Consider the following 17,341-nt stretch of genomic DNA (forward strand, 5'->3'; position numbering starts at 1 on the left):
CAGCGCCCCTCAAACCGACGCGGCCAAGGCCGCGTTCGGGACTGTCCGCTTGTTTACTTGAAGGTGTAGCTCGCGCTCACCGAGAAGCGACGACCCAGCTGACCGGCATTGCCTGCATCGTAGTAAGTCCAGGGCGAAACCGGGCCGTTGGTGTTGGGGTAGGTCCCTTCCAAATTCAGCACGCTGAAGGACAGCACCAGATCCTTGAAGCCCTTGTAGCTGCCGCCGATGTCCACGGTGTTGGTGGCCGAGACATAGCAATAGTCGTTGGCACGCAGGAAGCTGTTGTAGGCCGATGTCGAAGTTTGGCAGGTGTCGGTGGTCGAGCTCTTGAGCTTGTCCACGTGGTTCAGACGCGCGAAGCTGCTCCAGTCACCAAGCTTCCAATTCAGGCTGACCGTGGCCTTGGTCTTAGGGATGTCGTTGGTGGTGGTGCCGACCGAGTAGGTGGTGTCGCCATTGGCCAGGATCTTGTAATCGAAGCGGCTGGTGTAGGTGCCTTCGATCTTCAGCTTGAACTCACCGATGGATTCGGTGGGCATGCGCGCCGACAGCTCGTAGTCCAGGCCCGAGGTCTTGGTCCAGTTGTAGTTGCCGTACTCGCGAACCAACATCAGGATCGGGCCGCTGTTGGGCACGCCTGGCAGCCAGGTCGCGGGGTTGGGGTCACGAATGACCTGGCGGCTCGGCGTGGCCGGCGACTTGTTGGCGTCCTCCATGATGTCCACCCCGCGCTGCGAGCGGATCTCGTTGTTGCGCTGGAAGTACCAGGCATCGAGGCTCAGGTCGACGTATTTGGTAGGCGACAGGATCACGCCCAGGGTGAAGGAGCGCGATTTCTCCGGCTTCAGGTTGGGGTTGGCGCTGATGGTGGTGGCGATGCTGCCCGGGTTGGGTGTGCGCGAACTGAAGCCCAGCACATTGCAGTCGCGGTTGTTGGCCGGGTCGGCCTTGCTGACCGGCTTGTCCGGGTTGCTCAGATCGCAGCGCAGATTGTCGGCCACCGCATAGGTGCCAAAGCTGTGGAAGGACGAGGCGTAGGAGTTGCCGATCTGCGAGATCGAGGGCGCGCGGAAGCCGGTGGCGGCCGTGCCGCGCAGGGCCACGAAGGAAGGCATAGCGCTCCACTTGAAGCCCAGTTTGCCGGTGTTGGCGCGGCCGAAGTCGCTGTACTTCTCGGCGCGCAGGGCGGCTTGCACTTCCAGCGCCTTGTGCACCGGCAGGCTCAGCTCGCCGAAGGCCGCATAGGAATTGCGCGAGCCTGAGGTGCCGTTGGCCACCAGGCCGATGAAGTCACCGCTGGTGTAGGCCTCGTTCGGACTGGCCGACAAGGTCTCGCGGCGGAACTCGCCGCCCACGGCCACACCGGCCATGCCGCCTGCCAGGTCGAACAGTTCACGGCTGGCGCGCACATCGACGGAAGCGATGGTGGCCTTGCCGTCGATCACCGCATCCGACGCAACGCTGGCGATGGCCGCGGCGTCATTGGCCTTGCCGAAGTGGTAGCTGTTGGAGGCGATCGCCTTCTTGAGCAGGGAGGAGCGCAGCTCATTGCTGCGCACGCGGCTCATGTCCTGGCGTGTGTAGAGCAGCGCGCTGTCGATGTCCCAATCGCCGATCACGCCACTGATGCCGGCGGTGAAGCGCGAGGCCTTGAGCTCGGTGGTGTCGAAGCGCGGCACGTCGGCGAAGCGGTAGATCAGCTGCACGGCTTCCGGCTTGGCCTTGCCATTGGTCGGGTTGTCCGGGTGGCCGATAGGCAGGATGATGGTCGGGAAGGTCTGCAGCGAACCATCCAGCTTAGGCCAGGTCACGGCTGTGTTGGCGGTGGCGCTGCTGAAGATGCTGGTGGTCAGCGTGCGCGGCGCGACATAGGACTCGGTCGTGGTCTTGGACAGCATGACGTCCGCGTACGCCGTCAGCTCCGAGTTGATGGCGAAGGTGCCGCGCACGGTGGCGCCGATCTTGTCCTGCTTGGAGATTGCCTCAGTGGCGCTGTCCACGTCATAGCGGCACATGCCATTGGGCATGTTGGCGGTGGTGGACGTGAAACCGGGCAGGCGATTGGGCAGGCCCTTGCCGACGGTCAGCTCATCGGGGCAGCCAGCCAGAGAGCCCAGGAAGAACTTGCCCGAGGTGCTGGAGTTGGCCACGCTGATGCCGTTGAGCGTGGTGCTGCCTGAGGTGCTACTGGGCAGGCTGTAGTAATTACCCCAAAAAGAGGCGACGCTAGAAGGCGAGAAGCGGCTCAACGATGAGTTGAGATTCAAGGCCTGGTCATAGAGCTCGGGGGCGCCGCGGTCACGCAAGTCCGGGTACATCACACGGTCGCGCTGCGAAACATCCACGCCACCGAAGACATTGAAACGGTCGCGGCTCAGATCGCCAAAACCGAAGCTGGCATTGGCACTCTTGGTGCCGCCCACGCCCTTGTCATTGGCGGTGTAGGTGACGCCGGCTTCGGCGCCCTGGTAGTCCTTGCGCAGCACATAGTTCACCACGCCGACCACGGCGTCCGAGCCGTAAATGGCCGAGGCACCGTCCTTGAGGATTTCGATACGGTCGATGGCGCCCTTGGGAATGGTGTTGACGCTGACCAGATTGCCACGGCCGAAGTTCACGTCGACCGCAGCAGCCGGCGCGATGCGGCGGCCGTTGATCAGGGTCAGCGTGCCTTGCGAGCCGAAGCCGCGCAGCGAGATGGTGGACAAGCCGCTGACGAAGCCCGAGGCTGCGCCGTCACCGACCGAGCTCAGGTCGACCGCGCCGGTCGAGCGCAACAACTCTTCGATGGTGCCGAAACCGGAGTTCTTGATGTCTTCGCGGCTGATGGTCTGCACCACCGACGGCGTTTCGCGATCGGTGCGCTTGATCATGGAGCCGGTGATGGTGACCCGTTCCAGCTCGGCCTTGGGCGCGCTGTCGGCGGCCTGCGCTTGAGCCTGGGTGGACGCAGCCAGGCTCAGGATGGCCAGGGCGATGAGGTGAGGACGCTGCTGTTGCACGAGGAATCTCCAACGGTTCTTTGATGAGATGGGGCTTGGCACCAGGCTTTGGGGTCCTGGCGTCAGGGCTCACGCAAACCATAGAAGCGCGTCACAAAATCGACATGAGTAAAGGTTTGTTAAAGTGAAAAAATGGTTATCTCCAGCGCGCCCAAGGCCCTTCCCATCGCCCCAGAAGCAGCTGACAGCTTTGTTCGCAAGCGCCTGAGCCTGCGCCATTTGCGGGTGCTGCAAGCGCTTTCTGAGGCGGGAAGCCTGGGGGCAGCAGCCGATGCCTTGCATGTCACCCAGCCAGCCGTCAGCAAGGCTCTGAGCGAAATCGAACAAGGCCTAGGACAAACCCTGTTTGTGCGCCGAGGGCGCAGCTTGCGCGCCACAGCGCTGGGTGAACGGCTGATCCGGCTGGCGCAGAAACTCGATGCCGACCTGCAACGCGGCGGCGGCGATGTCGCCTCCATCGTGCGCGGTGCCTCCGGGGAGCTGCTGATCGGCGCCACCAATGCTGCCCTGCCCCAGGTGCTGCCTGATGCGATGGCGGCGATGAAGCAGGAGTACCCCCACATCACCCTGAGCGTGCGCACCCATGCCCTGACCGGGCTGATCAACGAACTGCGCGAAGGCCGGCTCGATCTGGTGGTGGCGCGCATCCGCCCGCATGAGGCGCCGCCCGATCTGGAGCCCTTGTGTCTGATCGCCCAGCCCGAGGTGGCGGCCATCAGCACGGTGCACCCCTTGGCCAAGGCCAGCCACAAGCTGGGCTGGGACACGCTCAATCAACAGGCCTGGATCTGGCCACTGCCCGGCACCCGCTCGCGCAGCCTGCAAGACCGGCTCTGGCACGATATGGGCCAGACCCTACCCACCAATCTGGTCGAAACCGGCGATGTCATGCTGACGCTGAGTCTGCTCAAGCGCATGCCCATCCTGGCCCTGCTGCCCCAACATGTAGCCAAGCTGGCCGCACAAAACGACATCGCCAAGATCCTGCCCCTGGACGCCGACCTCGGCCTGGCCGACCTGACCCTCTGGCATTTGCGCGAGCCGCAGAGCGAGGTTGTCGAGCGATTCAAGCAGCTGATGCTCGAAGCCAGCCAAAAGCTCGGCTGAGCGCTTGCAAGTTTTCTACTGCGCGTCCGTCATGCGTCGTTGGTCCGGTGCTCGGAATCCTCACGTACAGGAAGTACGTTCCGGTTCCTGCGCTCCGTCCGCCTAGCCTGACAGCCGCTCGCTACGAAAATTTCCAAGCTTGAACGGCAGGATCGACTTGCAGCCGCAAACCGATCAAGCGTAGACCTCGGCTTCGGGGTCCGTGACTTCGAGCTCATAGCTCGCCGCCAACATCGCCAGGCGAGCGATAACGCCGTACATATAGAAGCGGTTCGGGGCGCTGGCACCGGGCTTTTCGCCCGGGCGTGGCAGCTGCGAGCTCTGGGCAAAGGCCAGGGGAACAAAGCTGGAACCCGGGGCATTGAGGTTCTCTTCGCTGCCTCGCTCGGCATGGATGCGGTAGAAACCGCCGACCACATAGCGGTCCATCATGTAGACCACCGGCTCGGCCACGGCCTCGTTGACACGCTCATGTGTGACCACGCCTTCCTGCACCAGCAGCTGATGTGGCCCCTGCCCGCTCTGGAACCAGTTCAGCGACTCAGCGCCGCGGCGGCCCAGATCGGCCAGCTCCTTGGCATCGCGCAACATCAGCGTGCCTTGGCTGTGGCCGCCGGCATCCGGCTTGATCAGCACAAAAGGCTTTTCCTGGATGCCGTAATCCTTGTACTTTTTGCGCGTCTTGCTGAGCACCAGATCGACCTGAGTCTGCAGCGCCTCCAAGCCATGACCAGCACTGAGATCCTCGCCGCTGACCGGCACCGACATCGGGTGGATCAGCCAAGGATCCATGCCCAGCAGCTTGCTGAACTTCTTGGCCACTTCCTCATAGGACTTGAAGTGCTGACTCTTGCGGCGCAGGGTCCCGCCCGCATGCAGGGGCGGCAGCAGGTACTGCTCATGCAGATGCTCCAGCACCCGCGGCACACCGTCTGATAGCTCGTTGTTGAGCAAGATGGTGCAGGGGTCGAAATCCTTCAGACCCAGCCGACCGCGCTGGCGCAGCAGAGGCTCGACGGTCAGGCTGCTGCCGTCGGCCAGATTCAGCTCCGTGGGTTCAGTCACCGCCGGGTCCAGCGAACCCAAGCGGACGTTCAGACCGGCTTGCGTGAAGATGCGCTTGAGGGTGGCGAGGTTGCTGAGATAGAAGCTGCTGTGGGTCTGCTTGCCGGGGATCAGCAGCAGGTTCTTGGCCTCGGGGCAGATCTTCTCGATCGCCGCCATGGCCGCCTGCACCGACAGCGGCAGCATGTCCTGCGTCAGGTTGTTGAAGCCACCCGGAAACAGATGGGTGCCCACCGGCGCGAGCTTGAAACCGGCATTGCGCAGGTCGACCGCGGAATAGAAAGGCGGCGTGTGCTCCATCCATTCGAGGCGAAACCATCGCTCGATGGCCGGCATGGACTCCAGGATGCGCTGCTCCAACTCGTTGATGGGGCCAGTCAAAGCGGTGGTGAGATGGGGAACCATGGTCGGGGAGTGCTCGGGTCGGGCCGAAGGAAGGAAAGAGGGAAGGCAGTGCGGCAGGCTGCGTTTGATTCTAGGAGCACGCAGCTTGGGGCGCCCCTGGCTTTGCCAAGGCCGCCACAATGAAAAAAGTTTTGCTGCAAGCGATATGCTTGTCCGCATGGACACGCGCAGAACTGCCACTTCGTCATGAAGGCCAAGATCTTGATCGTCGAGGACCAGGCCGACATCCGACGCTTGATCCGTTGGGCACTGGAAGACACCGGACATCAGCTCTACGAAGCGCCCAATGGCCATCTGGCCATGGAATTGGCCCGCACCTTGCAGCCCGATTTGGTCTATCTGGACCTGATGATGCCGGGCGACATCGATGGCATCGAAGTGTGTCGCCAGATGCGCGCCGACCCACGGCTCACCCAGGCCCTGATCGTCATGCTGACCGCCGACGCCAGCCAAGCCACCAAGACCCGTGCCCTCGCAACCGGCGCCAACTTCTTCCTCGCCAAACCCTTCAGCCCGGCCAAGCTGCTGGAACTGACCGAGGTCTTGATCAAGAAGCGCCAGGAAAGCGCAGCGCCCGATCCCGGGCCGTGATCGCGAAGGGCGGCAAGCGGTACGGAGCCGTCGTTCGCGAAGAAGCTTCAGCACGCAGAGCTCGCTGAGGACCGCAGAGGACGCTGAGACCAAAAATCTTGCTCCTCTCTCTGCGGCCTCTGCAGTCCTCCGCGCACTCTGCGTTCGAACTGAAACCTCAGCCAACGACAGCTCTGTGCCGACTGCCGCCGTCCGCGCAATTCAAAACAAAAGCCGCCCGATCCGAAGACAGGGCGGCTTGTGGCTTGCAGGGGCTGCGCAGGGCGCAGCCAAGGGCGCTCAAATCACTTGTGGTACGCGGTCTCGCCGTGCGAGCTGATGTCCAGACCTTGGCGTTCGTCTTCTTCGCTGACGCGCAGACCGATGACCAGATCGACCAACTTGTAAGCGACCAGGGAGACCACGGCCGACCAGATCACGGTCACGCCCACAGCCTTGGCCTGCGTCAGCACCTGACCGGCGATGGTGTAGGCATCGGCCGTCACCATGCTGACCGTGACCCAGTCAGCGACCAGGCTGGGGCCACCCAGATTGGGCGAGTTGAAGACACCGGTCAGCAGAGCGCCAACGATGCCGCCCACGCCGTGCACGCCGAAGACATCGAGCGAGTCGTCCGCGCCCAGCAGCTTCTTCAGACCCGACACACCCCACAGGCAAGCGAAACCAGCGATCACGCCGATGATCAGGGCACCGCCGACACCGACATTACCCGCCGCAGGAGTGATGGCCACCAGGCCGGCCACAGCGCCCGACGCAGCACCCAGCATCGAAGCCTTGCCCTTGTGCAGCGCTTCGCCGACGGACCAGGACAGCACCGCTGCGGCCGTGGCCACCAGGGTGTTGATGAAGGCCAGGGCAGCGAAGCCATTGGCTTCCAGCGCCGAGCCGGCGTTGAAACCGAACCAACCCACCCACAGCAGCGAGGCGCCGACCATGGTCAAGGTCAGGCTGTGCGGGGTGAAGGCTTCCTTGCCGTAACCGATGCGCTTGCCGACCATGAAGGCGCCGACCAGACCGGCCACGGCGGCATTGATGTGCACCACGGTGCCGCCAGCGAAGTCCAGCGCGCCCCATTGCCAGAGCAGACCGGCCTTGCCGTTCATTTCATCGACCACACCTGCAGCGGTGTAGGCATCCGGGCCCATCCAGAACCAGACCATGTGCGCCACCGGCAAATAGCTGAAGGTGAACCACAGGGCCAGGAAAGCCAAGGCAGCGCTGAACTTGATGCGTTCGGCAAAGGCGCCAATGATCAGGCAGGCGGTGATGCCGGCGAAGGTGGCCTGGAAGGCCGCGAACACGATCTCGGGAATGACCACGCCCTTGCTGAAGGTGGCTGCGTTGGCAAAAGTGCCGGCCGCGTTGTCCCAAACGCCCTTCATCATCAGGCGGTCGGTACCGCCAATGAAGGCATTGCCCTCGGTGAAGGCGAAGCTGTAGCCGTAGATCACCCACAGCACGATGATCATGGAGAAGGCGACCATCACCTGCATCAGCACCGACAGCATGTTCTTGCTGCGCACCAGGCCGCCGTAGAACAGAGCCAGGCCGGGCACGGTCATCAGGATGACCAAGAGGGTGGACAGCATCATCCAGGTGGTGTCGCCCTTGTTGGGGACCAGCACCGGAGCGGCAGCGGCAGCCTCGCTGGCAGCAGCAGCTGCGGCCGGGGCGGGTGCTTCGGTGGGCGCAGCGACCGGAGCGGCGCTGGCCTCGGGTGCCGAGGTCATGGCGGTGGCCGCAGCCACCGGGGCCGAAGCCGCGCCGTCTTGCGCCCAGGCGGCCGGTGCGAGCACCGCGGCGGCCAGGGCCAAGGTGGCGAGAAGTTTCTTGATGATCATTGCAAATCTCCTACGGATTTGGGGGTGCCTTGCTGGCGTCTTGTTGAAGTGCGCTCGGGCGTGTTCAGAGCGCGTCCTGACCGGTTTCGCCGGTGCGGATGCGCACCACCTGATCCAGCGGAGAGACAAAAATCTTGCCGTCACCGATCTTGCCGGTGCGGGCGGCGCCCTCGATGGCCTCGATCACCTGCTCCACCACGGCGTCGGCCACAGCGGCCTCGACCTTCACCTTGGGCAGAAAGTCCACCACGTACTCGGCGCCGCGGTAGAGCTCGGTGTGGCCTTTCTGGCGTCCGAAGCCCTTGACCTCGGTGACGGTCAGGCCCTGCACGCCGATGGCGCTGAGGGCTTCACGCACTTCGTCGAGCTTGAAGGGTTTGATGATGGCGGTGATGAGTTTCATGAGGGTCTCCGGGGTCTTGGTTTCGATCAGACGAGCGATCGTTCAGTTCAGAAGGACTTCTTGGCCGAGAGCACAAAACCGCTCTTGCCGAGGTTCTTGGCCGAAGGGCCGCCGACATAGGCGTCGGTGTTGGTGCCGACGACAGCGGCGCTGAAGGCGATGCCCGCGTACTCCTTGCTCAGGGTGAGCGAGTAGTCGGTGTAGGACGCGGCAGAGTTGTGCTTGACATTCTGGCGGCCCAGATGCGGCACCAATGTGACGCCATCGCCCAGGTCCAGGGTGGCACTCAGGTCGAGGTAGCCGCTGCCCTTGCTGTCGGCCGTGCCGAACAGATTGGTCGTGCTGTGCGAGTACTTGGCGGTGAAGACACCGTAGCTCAGAGCGCCGTAGACCTCGGTGGTGTTGGCACTCGGGTTCAGGTCATTGCTGGGGTAGATGTATCCCAGCACGCCGACGTCCAGCGTCAGGCCCGCTGCGATTTCGGTCTTGTAGCCTGCGTAGACATCCAGCTCCAGCGAAGCGCCGCCGTTGTAGGGCGCATCCTTGATCCACTTGATGGTGGAAGCCCAGGTGCCGATGTAGAAACCGTTGGCTGCCGCGTAGTCCGCACCGCCTTGCAGGGCCGGCTTGACGCGGCTCTGCGAGATGCCGCGATAGCGGTAGTCCGTGGTCACGCTGGCATTGAAGCTCAGCGGGCTGGCGGCTTCCTCGGCCTGGGCGGCCAGGGGCAGCACAGCGCCGAGCGCGAGAGTGAGAGCAGCAGCTTTGGCGAACGATGTCTTCATGCGGAACTCCTGGATGTCAACAAAAGGTGAAAGAAGGAAAAACGGAGAGATACGAGCACTTGGCGGTATGCAGTGCAGCTTCCGTGCCAGCTTTGCGCGCCAGCGCTTTGCTCTCGCGGCATCGCGGCCTAGAGCGAAACCCGCAATGGGCGCACCAACTTGGCCTGCCCAGGTCGGACGCCGCCCGAGCTCAATGCACCCGATTGGTGCAAAGCACGCTTTGTGTGCCTGAACGGCGCAGCAGCCGGGCACAATCGGCCCAGGGCACGGCCTGCAGGGGAGCACAAGCCACCATGTCTCTGGCAATCGTTCACAGCCGCGCGCTGGACGGCCTGGCGGCCGAGCCGGTCCGTGTCGAGGTGCATCTGGCCAACGGCCTGCCCTCCTTCACCCTGGTCGGCCTGGCGGAGACGGAGGTCAAGGAATCGCGCGAACGTGTGCGGGCCGCCCTGCAAAACAGCGGGCTTTCATTCCCACACAACAAAAGAATCACTGTGAACCTGGCGCCAGCCGAGCTGCCCAAGGAAGGCGGCCGCTTCGACCTGCCCATCGCGCTCGGCCTACTGGCCGCCAGCGAACAGATCGACCCGCAGCAACTGCCCCAGCTGGAATGCGCCGGTGAGCTGTCCCTGGGCGGCGAGCTGCGCCCGGTGCGCGGCGCCTTGGCCATGAGCCTGGCGCTGCGCCGCGAGGCCAGCAGCCGGCGCCTGCTGCTGCCCGAGGCCAGCGCCGCCGAGGCCGCCTTGGTCGAGGGCGTGGCGGTCCATGCGGCAAGCCATCTGCTGGACCTGGTCGCCGCCTTGCAGCTGGGCAGCGACAGCCCGCTGCCGCGCGCGCAGGCGCTGCCAACCGCCGCGCCCGCCGGCGAGGAACTCGATCTGCGCGACATCAAGGGCCAGGCTGGCGCCAAACGGGCCCTGGAGATTGCCGCAGCCGGCGGCTTGAGTGTGCTGATGGTGGGCCCGCCGGGCACGGGCAAGTCCATGCTGGCCCAGCGCCTGCTCGGCCTGCTGCCGCCCCTGAGCGAGGACGAGGCGCTGGAATCGGCCGCCGTGCTCAGTCTGGCCGGCCAGTTCCAGCCCGGGCGCTGGCGCCAGCGGGTGATGCGCAACCCGCATCACAGCGCCTCGGCGGTGGCTTTAGTGGGCGGCGGCTCACCGCCGCGGCCGGGCGAGATCTCGCTGGCCCAGCACGGCCTGCTCTTTCTTGACGAACTGCCCGAGTTCAATCGCGCCGCGCTGGAGGCTCTGCGCGAACCCATGGAAACCGGCCGCATCCTGATTTCGCGCGCCGCGCGGCAGGCCGAATTTCCGGCCCGCTTTCAGTTGGTCGCCGCCATGAACCCCTGCCCTTGCGGCAACCACGGCAGCGCGCTGCGCGCCTGCCGCTGCTCACCCGATCAGATTGCGCGCTATCAATCACGCCTCAGCGGTCCGTTTCTGGACCGCCTGGACCTGTTCATCGAGGTGCCGGTGCAGCCGCCCGAACTGCTGCAAGGCGCCGCCGACGGCGAAGCCAGCGCCGTGGTGGCCGAGCGCGTGGCCCGTGCGCGCCAGCTCGCCCTGGAACGCCAGGGCTGCAGCAATGCCGGGCTCAGCGCCGCGCAGCTGGACCAGCATGCCGGATTGGAGCCCGCCGCCCAGGCCTTTCTGATCAAGGCTGCTCAGCGCCTGTCCTGGAGCGCCCGCAGCCACCACCGCGTGCTGCGCGTGGCGCGCAGCGTGGCCGACCTGGCCGGCAGCCCGCGCATCGAAGTGCCCCACCTCAGCGAGGCAATTCAGTACCGGCGCGGTTTGGCGCCTGCGTGAGCTCAAGCCATCAACGCAAGGCCGCCGAAGCCCCACGCCAGGCCGGATCGGCCCAGCGCTGGAAGGCGCCCAGGGCCGTGGCGTCGGGCGACTGGCGCAGCGGCGTCAGGCTCGTGAGGTCGAGCTGGATGAAGCGGCGCGGGTTGTAGCGGCCCTCGGCGCGCGACTCACTGGCCAGCAGCAGCTCGCGGCCACCGGGCACCCAGCCGGCGAACTCGACGTAACCCAGGCCGGGCGCAGCCAAGCTCGGCGGCAGCACATCGAGCGTCCAGCCCTGCGGGCCGGCGCGCAGCAACCAGAGCTCGCGCCAGCCATCCAGCGGCTGCGCCGCCAGGGCAATCGCCCGGCCTTCGCGGCTCAGCGTGGCCGAGGCCAGCGGCAGGCGGGCGACGCTGCACTTGCTCAGCACCAGCTGGTCCTGCTGGCGCAGCTGCAGACATTGCTCGCCGGGGCTGCTGCCGGCCACCAAGCTCAGCTGCAGCTGGGCGGAGAGCTGGCGGTCCTGCAGAGCCGGCAGCGCCAGCCAGCGCACGGCATTGACGCGCATGGCGGCATCATTGAACTCGCCCTGGTCGTCCTCGGCCAGCTCGGCCACCTCGACCTGGGCCAACTCAGCCTGTGCTTCGGCGGCCAGGGCCGGGGCCCGGCTCAGAAACGCGCGGCTGGCGGCCACGGCGGCACGGCGGCTGCGCAGCCGGTTGGCCTGGTACTGCGGCAGGCCTTGCAACGGCGCCTGCTGCAAGAGCGCGGCGCGGGCCTCGTCGCTGGCCAGGCGCTGGCTGCTGCTGAGGGTCGTGGGGCGGCAGTCCGGCTGCGTCAGCGCCAATGCGGCGCGCGCCTTGGCTGCGGGCGAGGCTGCAGGCAGGTTCAAGAGGGCGCGGTAGGCATCACCGGCATCGCAGAGCTTGACGCTGCCGTCGCCCTGTTCGAAGGCCTCGAAGCGCAGGCCATAACGCGCCGCCACATCGAGCAGGCCGGCGCGGCGCGCGCCGCTGCTGGCCGCGATGCGCTGGCCCAGCTGGCCGATCGCATCCAGCACCTCCGCGCCGGCCGCCGTGTTCAGCTCGGCCGCCGCTGCCGCCTGCACGAAGGCGCTGGCCAAGGCCAGAGCCAGGCCCTCCTGTCCCTCCTGCGGCAAGGCCAGTTGCAGCTGTGCCCGCAGCGCGGGTTGATCGCTCGGCAGCGGCAGCAGCTGGCTGCGCCGCACAAAGCCGCCGCGTTCGCGCCGGTAGTCCCAGACCTGCAGCCAGTCCAGCCGTTCCCCGCGCAGCTCCACGGCCTCGCCGCGAATCAGGCGGGCCTGCTCGGGGCTGCCTTCCTTGGGCGCGATGCGCAAGGCCGCACCGTCCTGCAGGACCAACATCGCTTGGCGCGACGGCGCTGCCCAGGCCTGCAGCGCACAGGCGGCCAGAGCTACAGCCACAGTCAGCGAGCAGAGCCAGGTGCCGCGCGAACGTCTGCGAACACGCACGGGCTGCGGCTGGCACCACAGCGGCCGCGCATGGAACAAGGGAGCGGGCTTGCGTTCACGCATGGCTCACTCCTGAGTTTGGGCTTGGGTCTGGGTGAGCTGGCCGGTGTTGCCCAGCAACCCCGAGCCGATGAAAGCACCGCTGGCCGAAGGCGGCGCGATGATGACCTGCACCTTGTCGGACAGCTTGTCGGCCATGGCCTTCTGTACCAGCAGCGGGTGCTGGCTCAGCAAGACACCTTCGCGCGCCATGCGCTCGGCATCGACCTTGCTCAGCTGGGCAATGCGGTAGGCCTCAGCATCGGCCATCTTCTCGCGCGCACGCGCTTCGGCCTCGGCCTCGATCTGGCGGGCGCGCGCATTGCCTTCGGCCATCTTGATACGCTGGGCGTTGTGGGCCTCGGCCTCCAGCGTGCGCTGCTCGATCTGCTTTTGCTTGAGCGGCAGGATGTGCTTCATCGCCTCCTCCTGGGCGCGCGCCGCAATCAGCTGCTCACGCTCCGCCGCCTCGGCGGCGATTTCGCGGCGCGACTTGTCGGCATGCGCCTCCAGCTCGGACTGCTTGACCTGCTGCGCCTTCAGTTGCAGCGTGAACTGCATCTTCTCGGCGGCCAGGCCTTCGGCCAGCAGGCCGTCCATGCCGGCGCGGTAGTCGGCCGGCAGGTCCACATGGCCGATCTGCAGGCTGCGCAGCTCCAGGCCCTGGCTGGCCAGCTGCTTGCTCAGGGTCTGGGCAATCGCCTGCTCGATCTCGCGGCGCTTGCTGGAGAAGATCTCGCGCACCGTGTGCTGGGCCACGACCGGGTAGATCGCCGACTGCAGGGCCGGTTCAATCAGGTCGCGCTCGATCTGCTCGGGCAGGCGCGTGGCCAGGCCCGGCAACTGGCGCGTGTCGATGCGCCAAGCCAGGGTCAGGTCCAGGCCCAGCGACAAGCCTTCCAAGGATTGCAGCGCTCCGGCGCCATTGGCCGCAGCCATGCGGCTCGCGTGGTAGGTCTGGTCGCGCAGAGGCAAGGCGCGCACCTCGTGCACGCCGGGCAAGCGCAGCAAGCGGCCTTCGCTGGCGCTGCTGAGGCTGCCGGTGAACAGATTGGTGCGCACCGCCACCTCGCCGCGGCCGACGGTGTAGAAGGGCGGCACCATCACCAGGCCGGCACCCGCCGCAGCGAGGCCGCTGAGCAGCAGCAAGGCCGGCAAGCGGCGCTGCAGGCCTCCGCCGAGGCGGGCAGGCAGGTGGCGCAGCGATTCGGGCAGATGCAAGGAGGGGAGCTTCATGGTGGTGGCCTCCTGGGCCGTGGGTTGGGGGTGAAGCCACTGTCGCTTCTGAGGCCGCGAACACGCCATGCCGGCCACGGGCGGCTTTGCTCCGGGGCGCGGAAGAAAGCTTCCGAGGCAGCACCGTCCGCGCCTCACATAATCCCCACATGACTCGCATTGCCGTGATCGAAGACGACCGCCCGACCAGCGACCAGCTGGTCGGCTGGATCCGCAGCACCCGCCCCGAACTGCAGATCGACACCTGGTTCGACCGCGACAGCGCTGAAAGCGCGCTGAGCCGCGAGCGCTACGACCTGGTGCTGCTGGACATCGAGCTGGGCCGCGAGCGCCATGCCGGTGTGGCCCTGATCAATGCCATAAACAAGCTGCACCAGGGCACGCCGGTGCTGGTGATCTCGGCCATGCCGGCGGCCATCTACCGCGGCATCATGAAGGCGCTGGACGCCTGGGACTATCTGCAGAAGACCACCTTCAGCGAGGCCGAGTTCGTCGACACCTTTTTGGACATGCTGCGCGCCTCGCGCAGCCGCCAGACCGCGCCCGAGGCGGCACAGAGCCTGGTGCTGGACCCGCTGTGGCAGCGCTCGGCCATGTGGCGCGGCCAGCGCATCAACCTGCCGCTGACGGCGCAGCGCATCCTCGCCACCTTGGTGCAGAAGCGCGGTGAGTTGGTCAGTTATGAGTCCTTGTTCGACGTGGTCAAAAGCGGGCGCAGCAAGGACAATGTCCGCAAGCATGTGGCGGCCATCCGAGAGGCCTTTCGCGAGGTTGACGCCGAATTCGACGGCATCGAGAACGTGCCCATGCGCGGCTTCCGCTGGACGGCCCGGTGAGCCTGCTGCGCCGCTTGCCGCGGATGCCGCGGGTTCCGGACATGCCCCGCCTGCCGCTGCTGGCCTTCCGGAACCGCATCGTCTTCCACGGCGTCTTCCTGCTGCTGGCCCTGGCCACGCTGCTGCTCGCGGTGACGCTGCTGCGCGAAGAGAAAGAGCGCGCCTACCAACGCTATGCGCAAGGCTTTGAGCACCAGCTGCAAGCGCTGGCGGCTAGGCTGCGCCACCCGAGCGGCCAGTTGGCGCTACTGAACCCCCAGGCCGAGGCCGAGGATGGCCAGACGCCGCTGCTGCTGCCCTTCTCGACCATCGATTTCGACGACCCCGCCAAGACACGCAGCGCCGTCGAGATGTCCGGCTGCGCGCGCGACCAGGGCGAGGGCCGCAGCCTCTGCCTGGCGCTGGGCAGCAATGCCTTTGCCGGCGGTTTTGTCTACGCCATCGGCTCGCTGCCGGCCGGCCCGCTGCAGGGCCGCCAACCGGGTCAGCTGCTGCTGGATGAGGTGCATCGGGTGCGCATCGGCCTGCAGTGGCGCGGCCAGACCCAGCAATGGCTGGCGCCCTTCGAGGCGCAGAGTGGCGGGCGCTTCCAGCAGCGCGGCCGGCTGACCGGCTTTGAAGTGCCTCCCGGCGAGACCCAGCTGCGCCCGGCCCGCCCGGACCGCGATTTCCGGGGCTGGTTGTGGCGTGAAGGCCCTTGCCTCGCCGATGCCGCACCCTCCACCGCCGACGACTGCCCGCGTCAAACCATGTTTTCCCTGCGCGTGCCCGTCGCGGCCTTGCAGCAGGCCTTGGCCGCGCCGCGCGCGCTGGTCTGGCCGCCGGCCGATCTGAGCCAGCTGCGCCTGCGCATCGAGCTGCTGGGCCCGCAGGGCGCTGTGCTGTTCGACAACCAGGCCGGCCCGGCCCATTCGCCGCTGACCCTGGGTGGCCTGGGCCGTGAACTGCAACGGGGCGAGCTGCTGCGCATCAGCCAGCAAGGCCGCAGCGTGGCCGAGCTGCGCGGCGCCGCGTCCGAGCCACTGGACACCCTGCCCTCGCCTTGGCTGACCCGGCTGATCCGCCGCCTGCCGCTGAGCCAGACACCACCGCCCCCGCTGGCCGAGGCCGAGGTGCTGACACCGTTGGGCCGCTACCAGCTGCGCCTCAGCGGCGACTGGCGCAGCGTCGACCAAGCGCTCAGCGCGGTGGCGACGCGGGTGTCCTGGCTGGTGGGCGCCATGCTGGGTGCGATCTTCCTGGCCTGGGCCATCATCACTCTGGGCCTGATGCGCCGCATTGCGCGGCTCACGAAGCGCGCTGCTGCCGTGTCCTACAACATGCAGCCGGCCCGCATCGACGAGCGCATCGGCGAGCTCGATGTGGCCGACCTGCGCGGCCGCGACGAGCTGGGCATTCTGGCCGGCACGCTGGCCGATCTGCTCTCACGCGCCAAGCTGGCGCTGCGCCGCGAGCAGCTGCGCGCCGAACATGAGCGCGATATGTGGCATGCGGTCGGGCACGAAATCATGTCGCCGCTGCAATCGCTGCTGGCCCTGCACCCGCGCGAAGACGACCCCAAGCGCCGTTATCTGCTGCGCATGCAGCAGGCGGTGCGTGTGCTCTACGGCACCGCCAGCCCCAGTGAGGCGCTGGCCGCCGCCGCCCTGAACCCGCAGGCCCTCGATCTGGCCGACTTTGTGCAGCTGATCGCCGAGAACGCGGCCGATGCGGGCATCGCTGCGGTGCAGCTGACGCCCTGGCAGGCGGGCGCGCTGCCGGTCGATGCCGACGAACATGCGCTGGAGGATGTCATCGCCCATCTGCTGCGCAATGCAGATCGCCACCGTCACCCCGGCACCGCCATCCGGATGACGCTGGAGCAGGCCGATGGCATGGCCCAGCTGCATGTGGACAATCAGGGCGAGGCCATCCCGGCCGCCCTGTTCGATCGCATCTTCGACTATGGCGTCAGCAGCGCCACCGAGGGCGCCGAGCACCGCGGCCAAGGCCTGTTCGTCGCGCGCAGCTACCTGGCCCGCATGGACGGCCGCATCGTCGCCAGCCACTTGCCAGACGGCGTGCGTTTCTCGATCAGCCTGCCGCTGCGAACCGGCGCTTGAAACTGCGCCGACCCTGGCCGCCTGATTTCAGGACTGCCGCTGCCACTGGCCGTTGCGGACCCGCAGCACATCGCCGACCTGGAACTGCGGATCGTTCTCGCGCACAAAGCTCTGCACGCGGCCGTCGTCGAGCTTGACGCGCACCACCCAGACCCGGTGCGACTTCTGGCGCTTCTCGATCTCATTGCCGGCCATGCCGCCAGCCACGGCACCGCCGACTGTGGCGATCTTCTTGCCGGTGCCGCCGCCGATTTGGTTGCCCAGCAAGCCGCCGATCACCGCGCCGCCGACAGCGCCCAAGCCGCTGGCCTTGCCTTCGCGGCTTTCCTCATGGACTGCGAGCACACGAGCGCAGTCTGAACACAAGACCGACGACTCGGTCTTGCCGGGTGCTGGCTCGCGCTCGGCCTTGCTCGGCAACGCCGCTGCTGTTGCCACGGGCGCAGGCACGGCTTCGGCCGGCCCTTGTGAACGACCGACGGCATAGGCGCCGCCCAAAAGAACCACAGCGCCAAGGACGCTGGCCATGATTTGACTGGAAGAAAAGTGCAAAGGGGCTTTCATCAAGAGACTCCGCGCCCGCCAAAAGGAGTCGAAAACGGCGGGCAGGGTTCGAGGTTCCCACGCGCCGGAGCATTTCGCGACTT

The 17,341-nt window shown here is 66.6% G+C and carries 13 protein-coding genes; 5 read left to right on the forward strand and 8 right to left on the reverse strand.

Features of this window, described 5'->3' with window-relative positions; translation table 11 throughout:
* Positions 1-53: 53 nt before the first annotated feature.
* On the reverse strand, positions 54-3,005 hold the full coding sequence (locus LNV28_RS12225) for a TonB-dependent receptor plug domain-containing protein (RefSeq protein WP_263517822.1): 2,952 nt from the start codon (positions 3,003-3,005) through the stop codon (positions 54-56).
* A gap of 132 nt (positions 3,006-3,137) precedes the next feature.
* Between LNV28_RS12225 and LNV28_RS12230 the strand changes: the two genes are divergently transcribed.
* Positions 3,138-4,112, forward strand: a complete 975-nt coding sequence (locus LNV28_RS12230; protein ID WP_263517823.1) for a LysR family transcriptional regulator — start codon at positions 3,138-3,140, stop codon at positions 4,110-4,112.
* A 174-nt stretch (positions 4,113-4,286) separates the two neighbouring features.
* Here the strand turns inward: LNV28_RS12230 and gshA are convergent, their stop codons facing one another.
* The gene (gene gshA / locus LNV28_RS12235) at positions 4,287-5,582 is read right to left on the reverse strand and encodes a glutamate--cysteine ligase (protein ID WP_263517824.1); all 1,296 of its coding nucleotides are present in this window, start codon (positions 5,580-5,582) and stop codon (positions 4,287-4,289) included.
* Between the two features lie 186 nt (positions 5,583-5,768).
* Between gshA and LNV28_RS12240 the strand changes: the two genes are divergently transcribed.
* The gene (locus tag LNV28_RS12240) at positions 5,769-6,173 is read left to right on the forward strand and encodes a response regulator transcription factor (RefSeq protein WP_263517825.1); all 405 of its coding nucleotides are present in this window, start codon (positions 5,769-5,771) and stop codon (positions 6,171-6,173) included.
* Between the two features lie 284 nt (positions 6,174-6,457).
* On the opposite strand, the gene LNV28_RS12245 is transcribed toward LNV28_RS12240, so the two are convergent.
* From LNV28_RS12245 to LNV28_RS12255, 3 genes are all read right to left on the reverse strand, one after another.
* Positions 6,458-8,008 carry an ammonium transporter gene (locus LNV28_RS12245; RefSeq protein ID WP_263518142.1) on the reverse strand — a complete coding sequence of 517 codons (1,551 nt, stop codon included), beginning with the start codon at positions 8,006-8,008 and terminating at the stop codon, positions 6,458-6,460.
* A 70-nt stretch (positions 8,009-8,078) separates the two neighbouring features.
* A complete protein-coding gene (gene glnK, locus LNV28_RS12250) occupies positions 8,079-8,417 on the reverse strand; it encodes a P-II family nitrogen regulator (RefSeq protein ID WP_102769267.1) in 339 nt (112 codons plus the stop codon).
* A 47-nt stretch (positions 8,418-8,464) separates the two neighbouring features.
* A complete protein-coding gene (locus LNV28_RS12255) occupies positions 8,465-9,202 on the reverse strand; it encodes a TorF family putative porin (protein ID WP_263517826.1) in 738 nt (245 codons plus the stop codon).
* A gap of 293 nt (positions 9,203-9,495) precedes the next feature.
* On the opposite strand from LNV28_RS12255, the gene LNV28_RS12260 reads away from it, so the two are divergent.
* Positions 9,496-11,010 carry a YifB family Mg chelatase-like AAA ATPase gene (locus tag LNV28_RS12260; protein WP_263517827.1) on the forward strand — a complete coding sequence of 505 codons (1,515 nt, stop codon included), beginning with the start codon at positions 9,496-9,498 and terminating at the stop codon, positions 11,008-11,010.
* 10 nt (positions 11,011-11,020) lie between these two features.
* Here LNV28_RS12260 and LNV28_RS12265 read toward each other — a convergent pair whose 3' ends face one another.
* Both LNV28_RS12265 and LNV28_RS12270 read right to left on the reverse strand, forming a co-directional pair.
* The gene (locus tag LNV28_RS12265) at positions 11,021-12,544 is read right to left on the reverse strand and encodes a hypothetical protein (protein ID WP_263517828.1); all 1,524 of its coding nucleotides are present in this window, start codon (positions 12,542-12,544) and stop codon (positions 11,021-11,023) included.
* Between the two features lie 3 nt (positions 12,545-12,547).
* A complete protein-coding gene (locus LNV28_RS12270) occupies positions 12,548-13,756 on the reverse strand; it encodes an SPFH domain-containing protein (protein WP_263517829.1) in 1,209 nt (402 codons plus the stop codon).
* A 149-nt stretch (positions 13,757-13,905) separates the two neighbouring features.
* Here LNV28_RS12270 and LNV28_RS12275 point away from each other — a divergent pair, with 149 nt between their 5' ends.
* Together LNV28_RS12275 and LNV28_RS12280 are read left to right on the forward strand one after the other, a co-directional pair.
* Complete coding sequence (locus tag LNV28_RS12275) at positions 13,906-14,592, forward strand: response regulator transcription factor (protein WP_263517830.1); 687 nt, start codon at positions 13,906-13,908, stop codon at positions 14,590-14,592.
* 41 nt (positions 14,593-14,633) lie between these two features.
* A complete protein-coding gene (locus tag LNV28_RS12280; RefSeq protein WP_263517831.1) occupies positions 14,634-16,694 on the forward strand; it encodes a sensor histidine kinase in 2,061 nt (686 codons plus the stop codon).
* A gap of 27 nt (positions 16,695-16,721) precedes the next feature.
* Here LNV28_RS12280 and LNV28_RS25080 read toward each other — a convergent pair whose 3' ends face one another.
* Positions 16,722-17,222: a glycine zipper 2TM domain-containing protein gene (locus tag LNV28_RS25080; RefSeq protein WP_318013854.1), complete on the reverse strand. Its 501-nt coding sequence runs from the start codon at positions 17,220-17,222 to the stop codon at positions 16,722-16,724.
* Positions 17,223-17,341: the final 119 nt, after the last annotated feature.

Source organism: Paucibacter sp. DJ2R-2 (assembly GCF_025717675.1).
Lineage (GTDB): Bacteria > Pseudomonadota > Gammaproteobacteria > Burkholderiales > Burkholderiaceae_C > Paucibacter_A.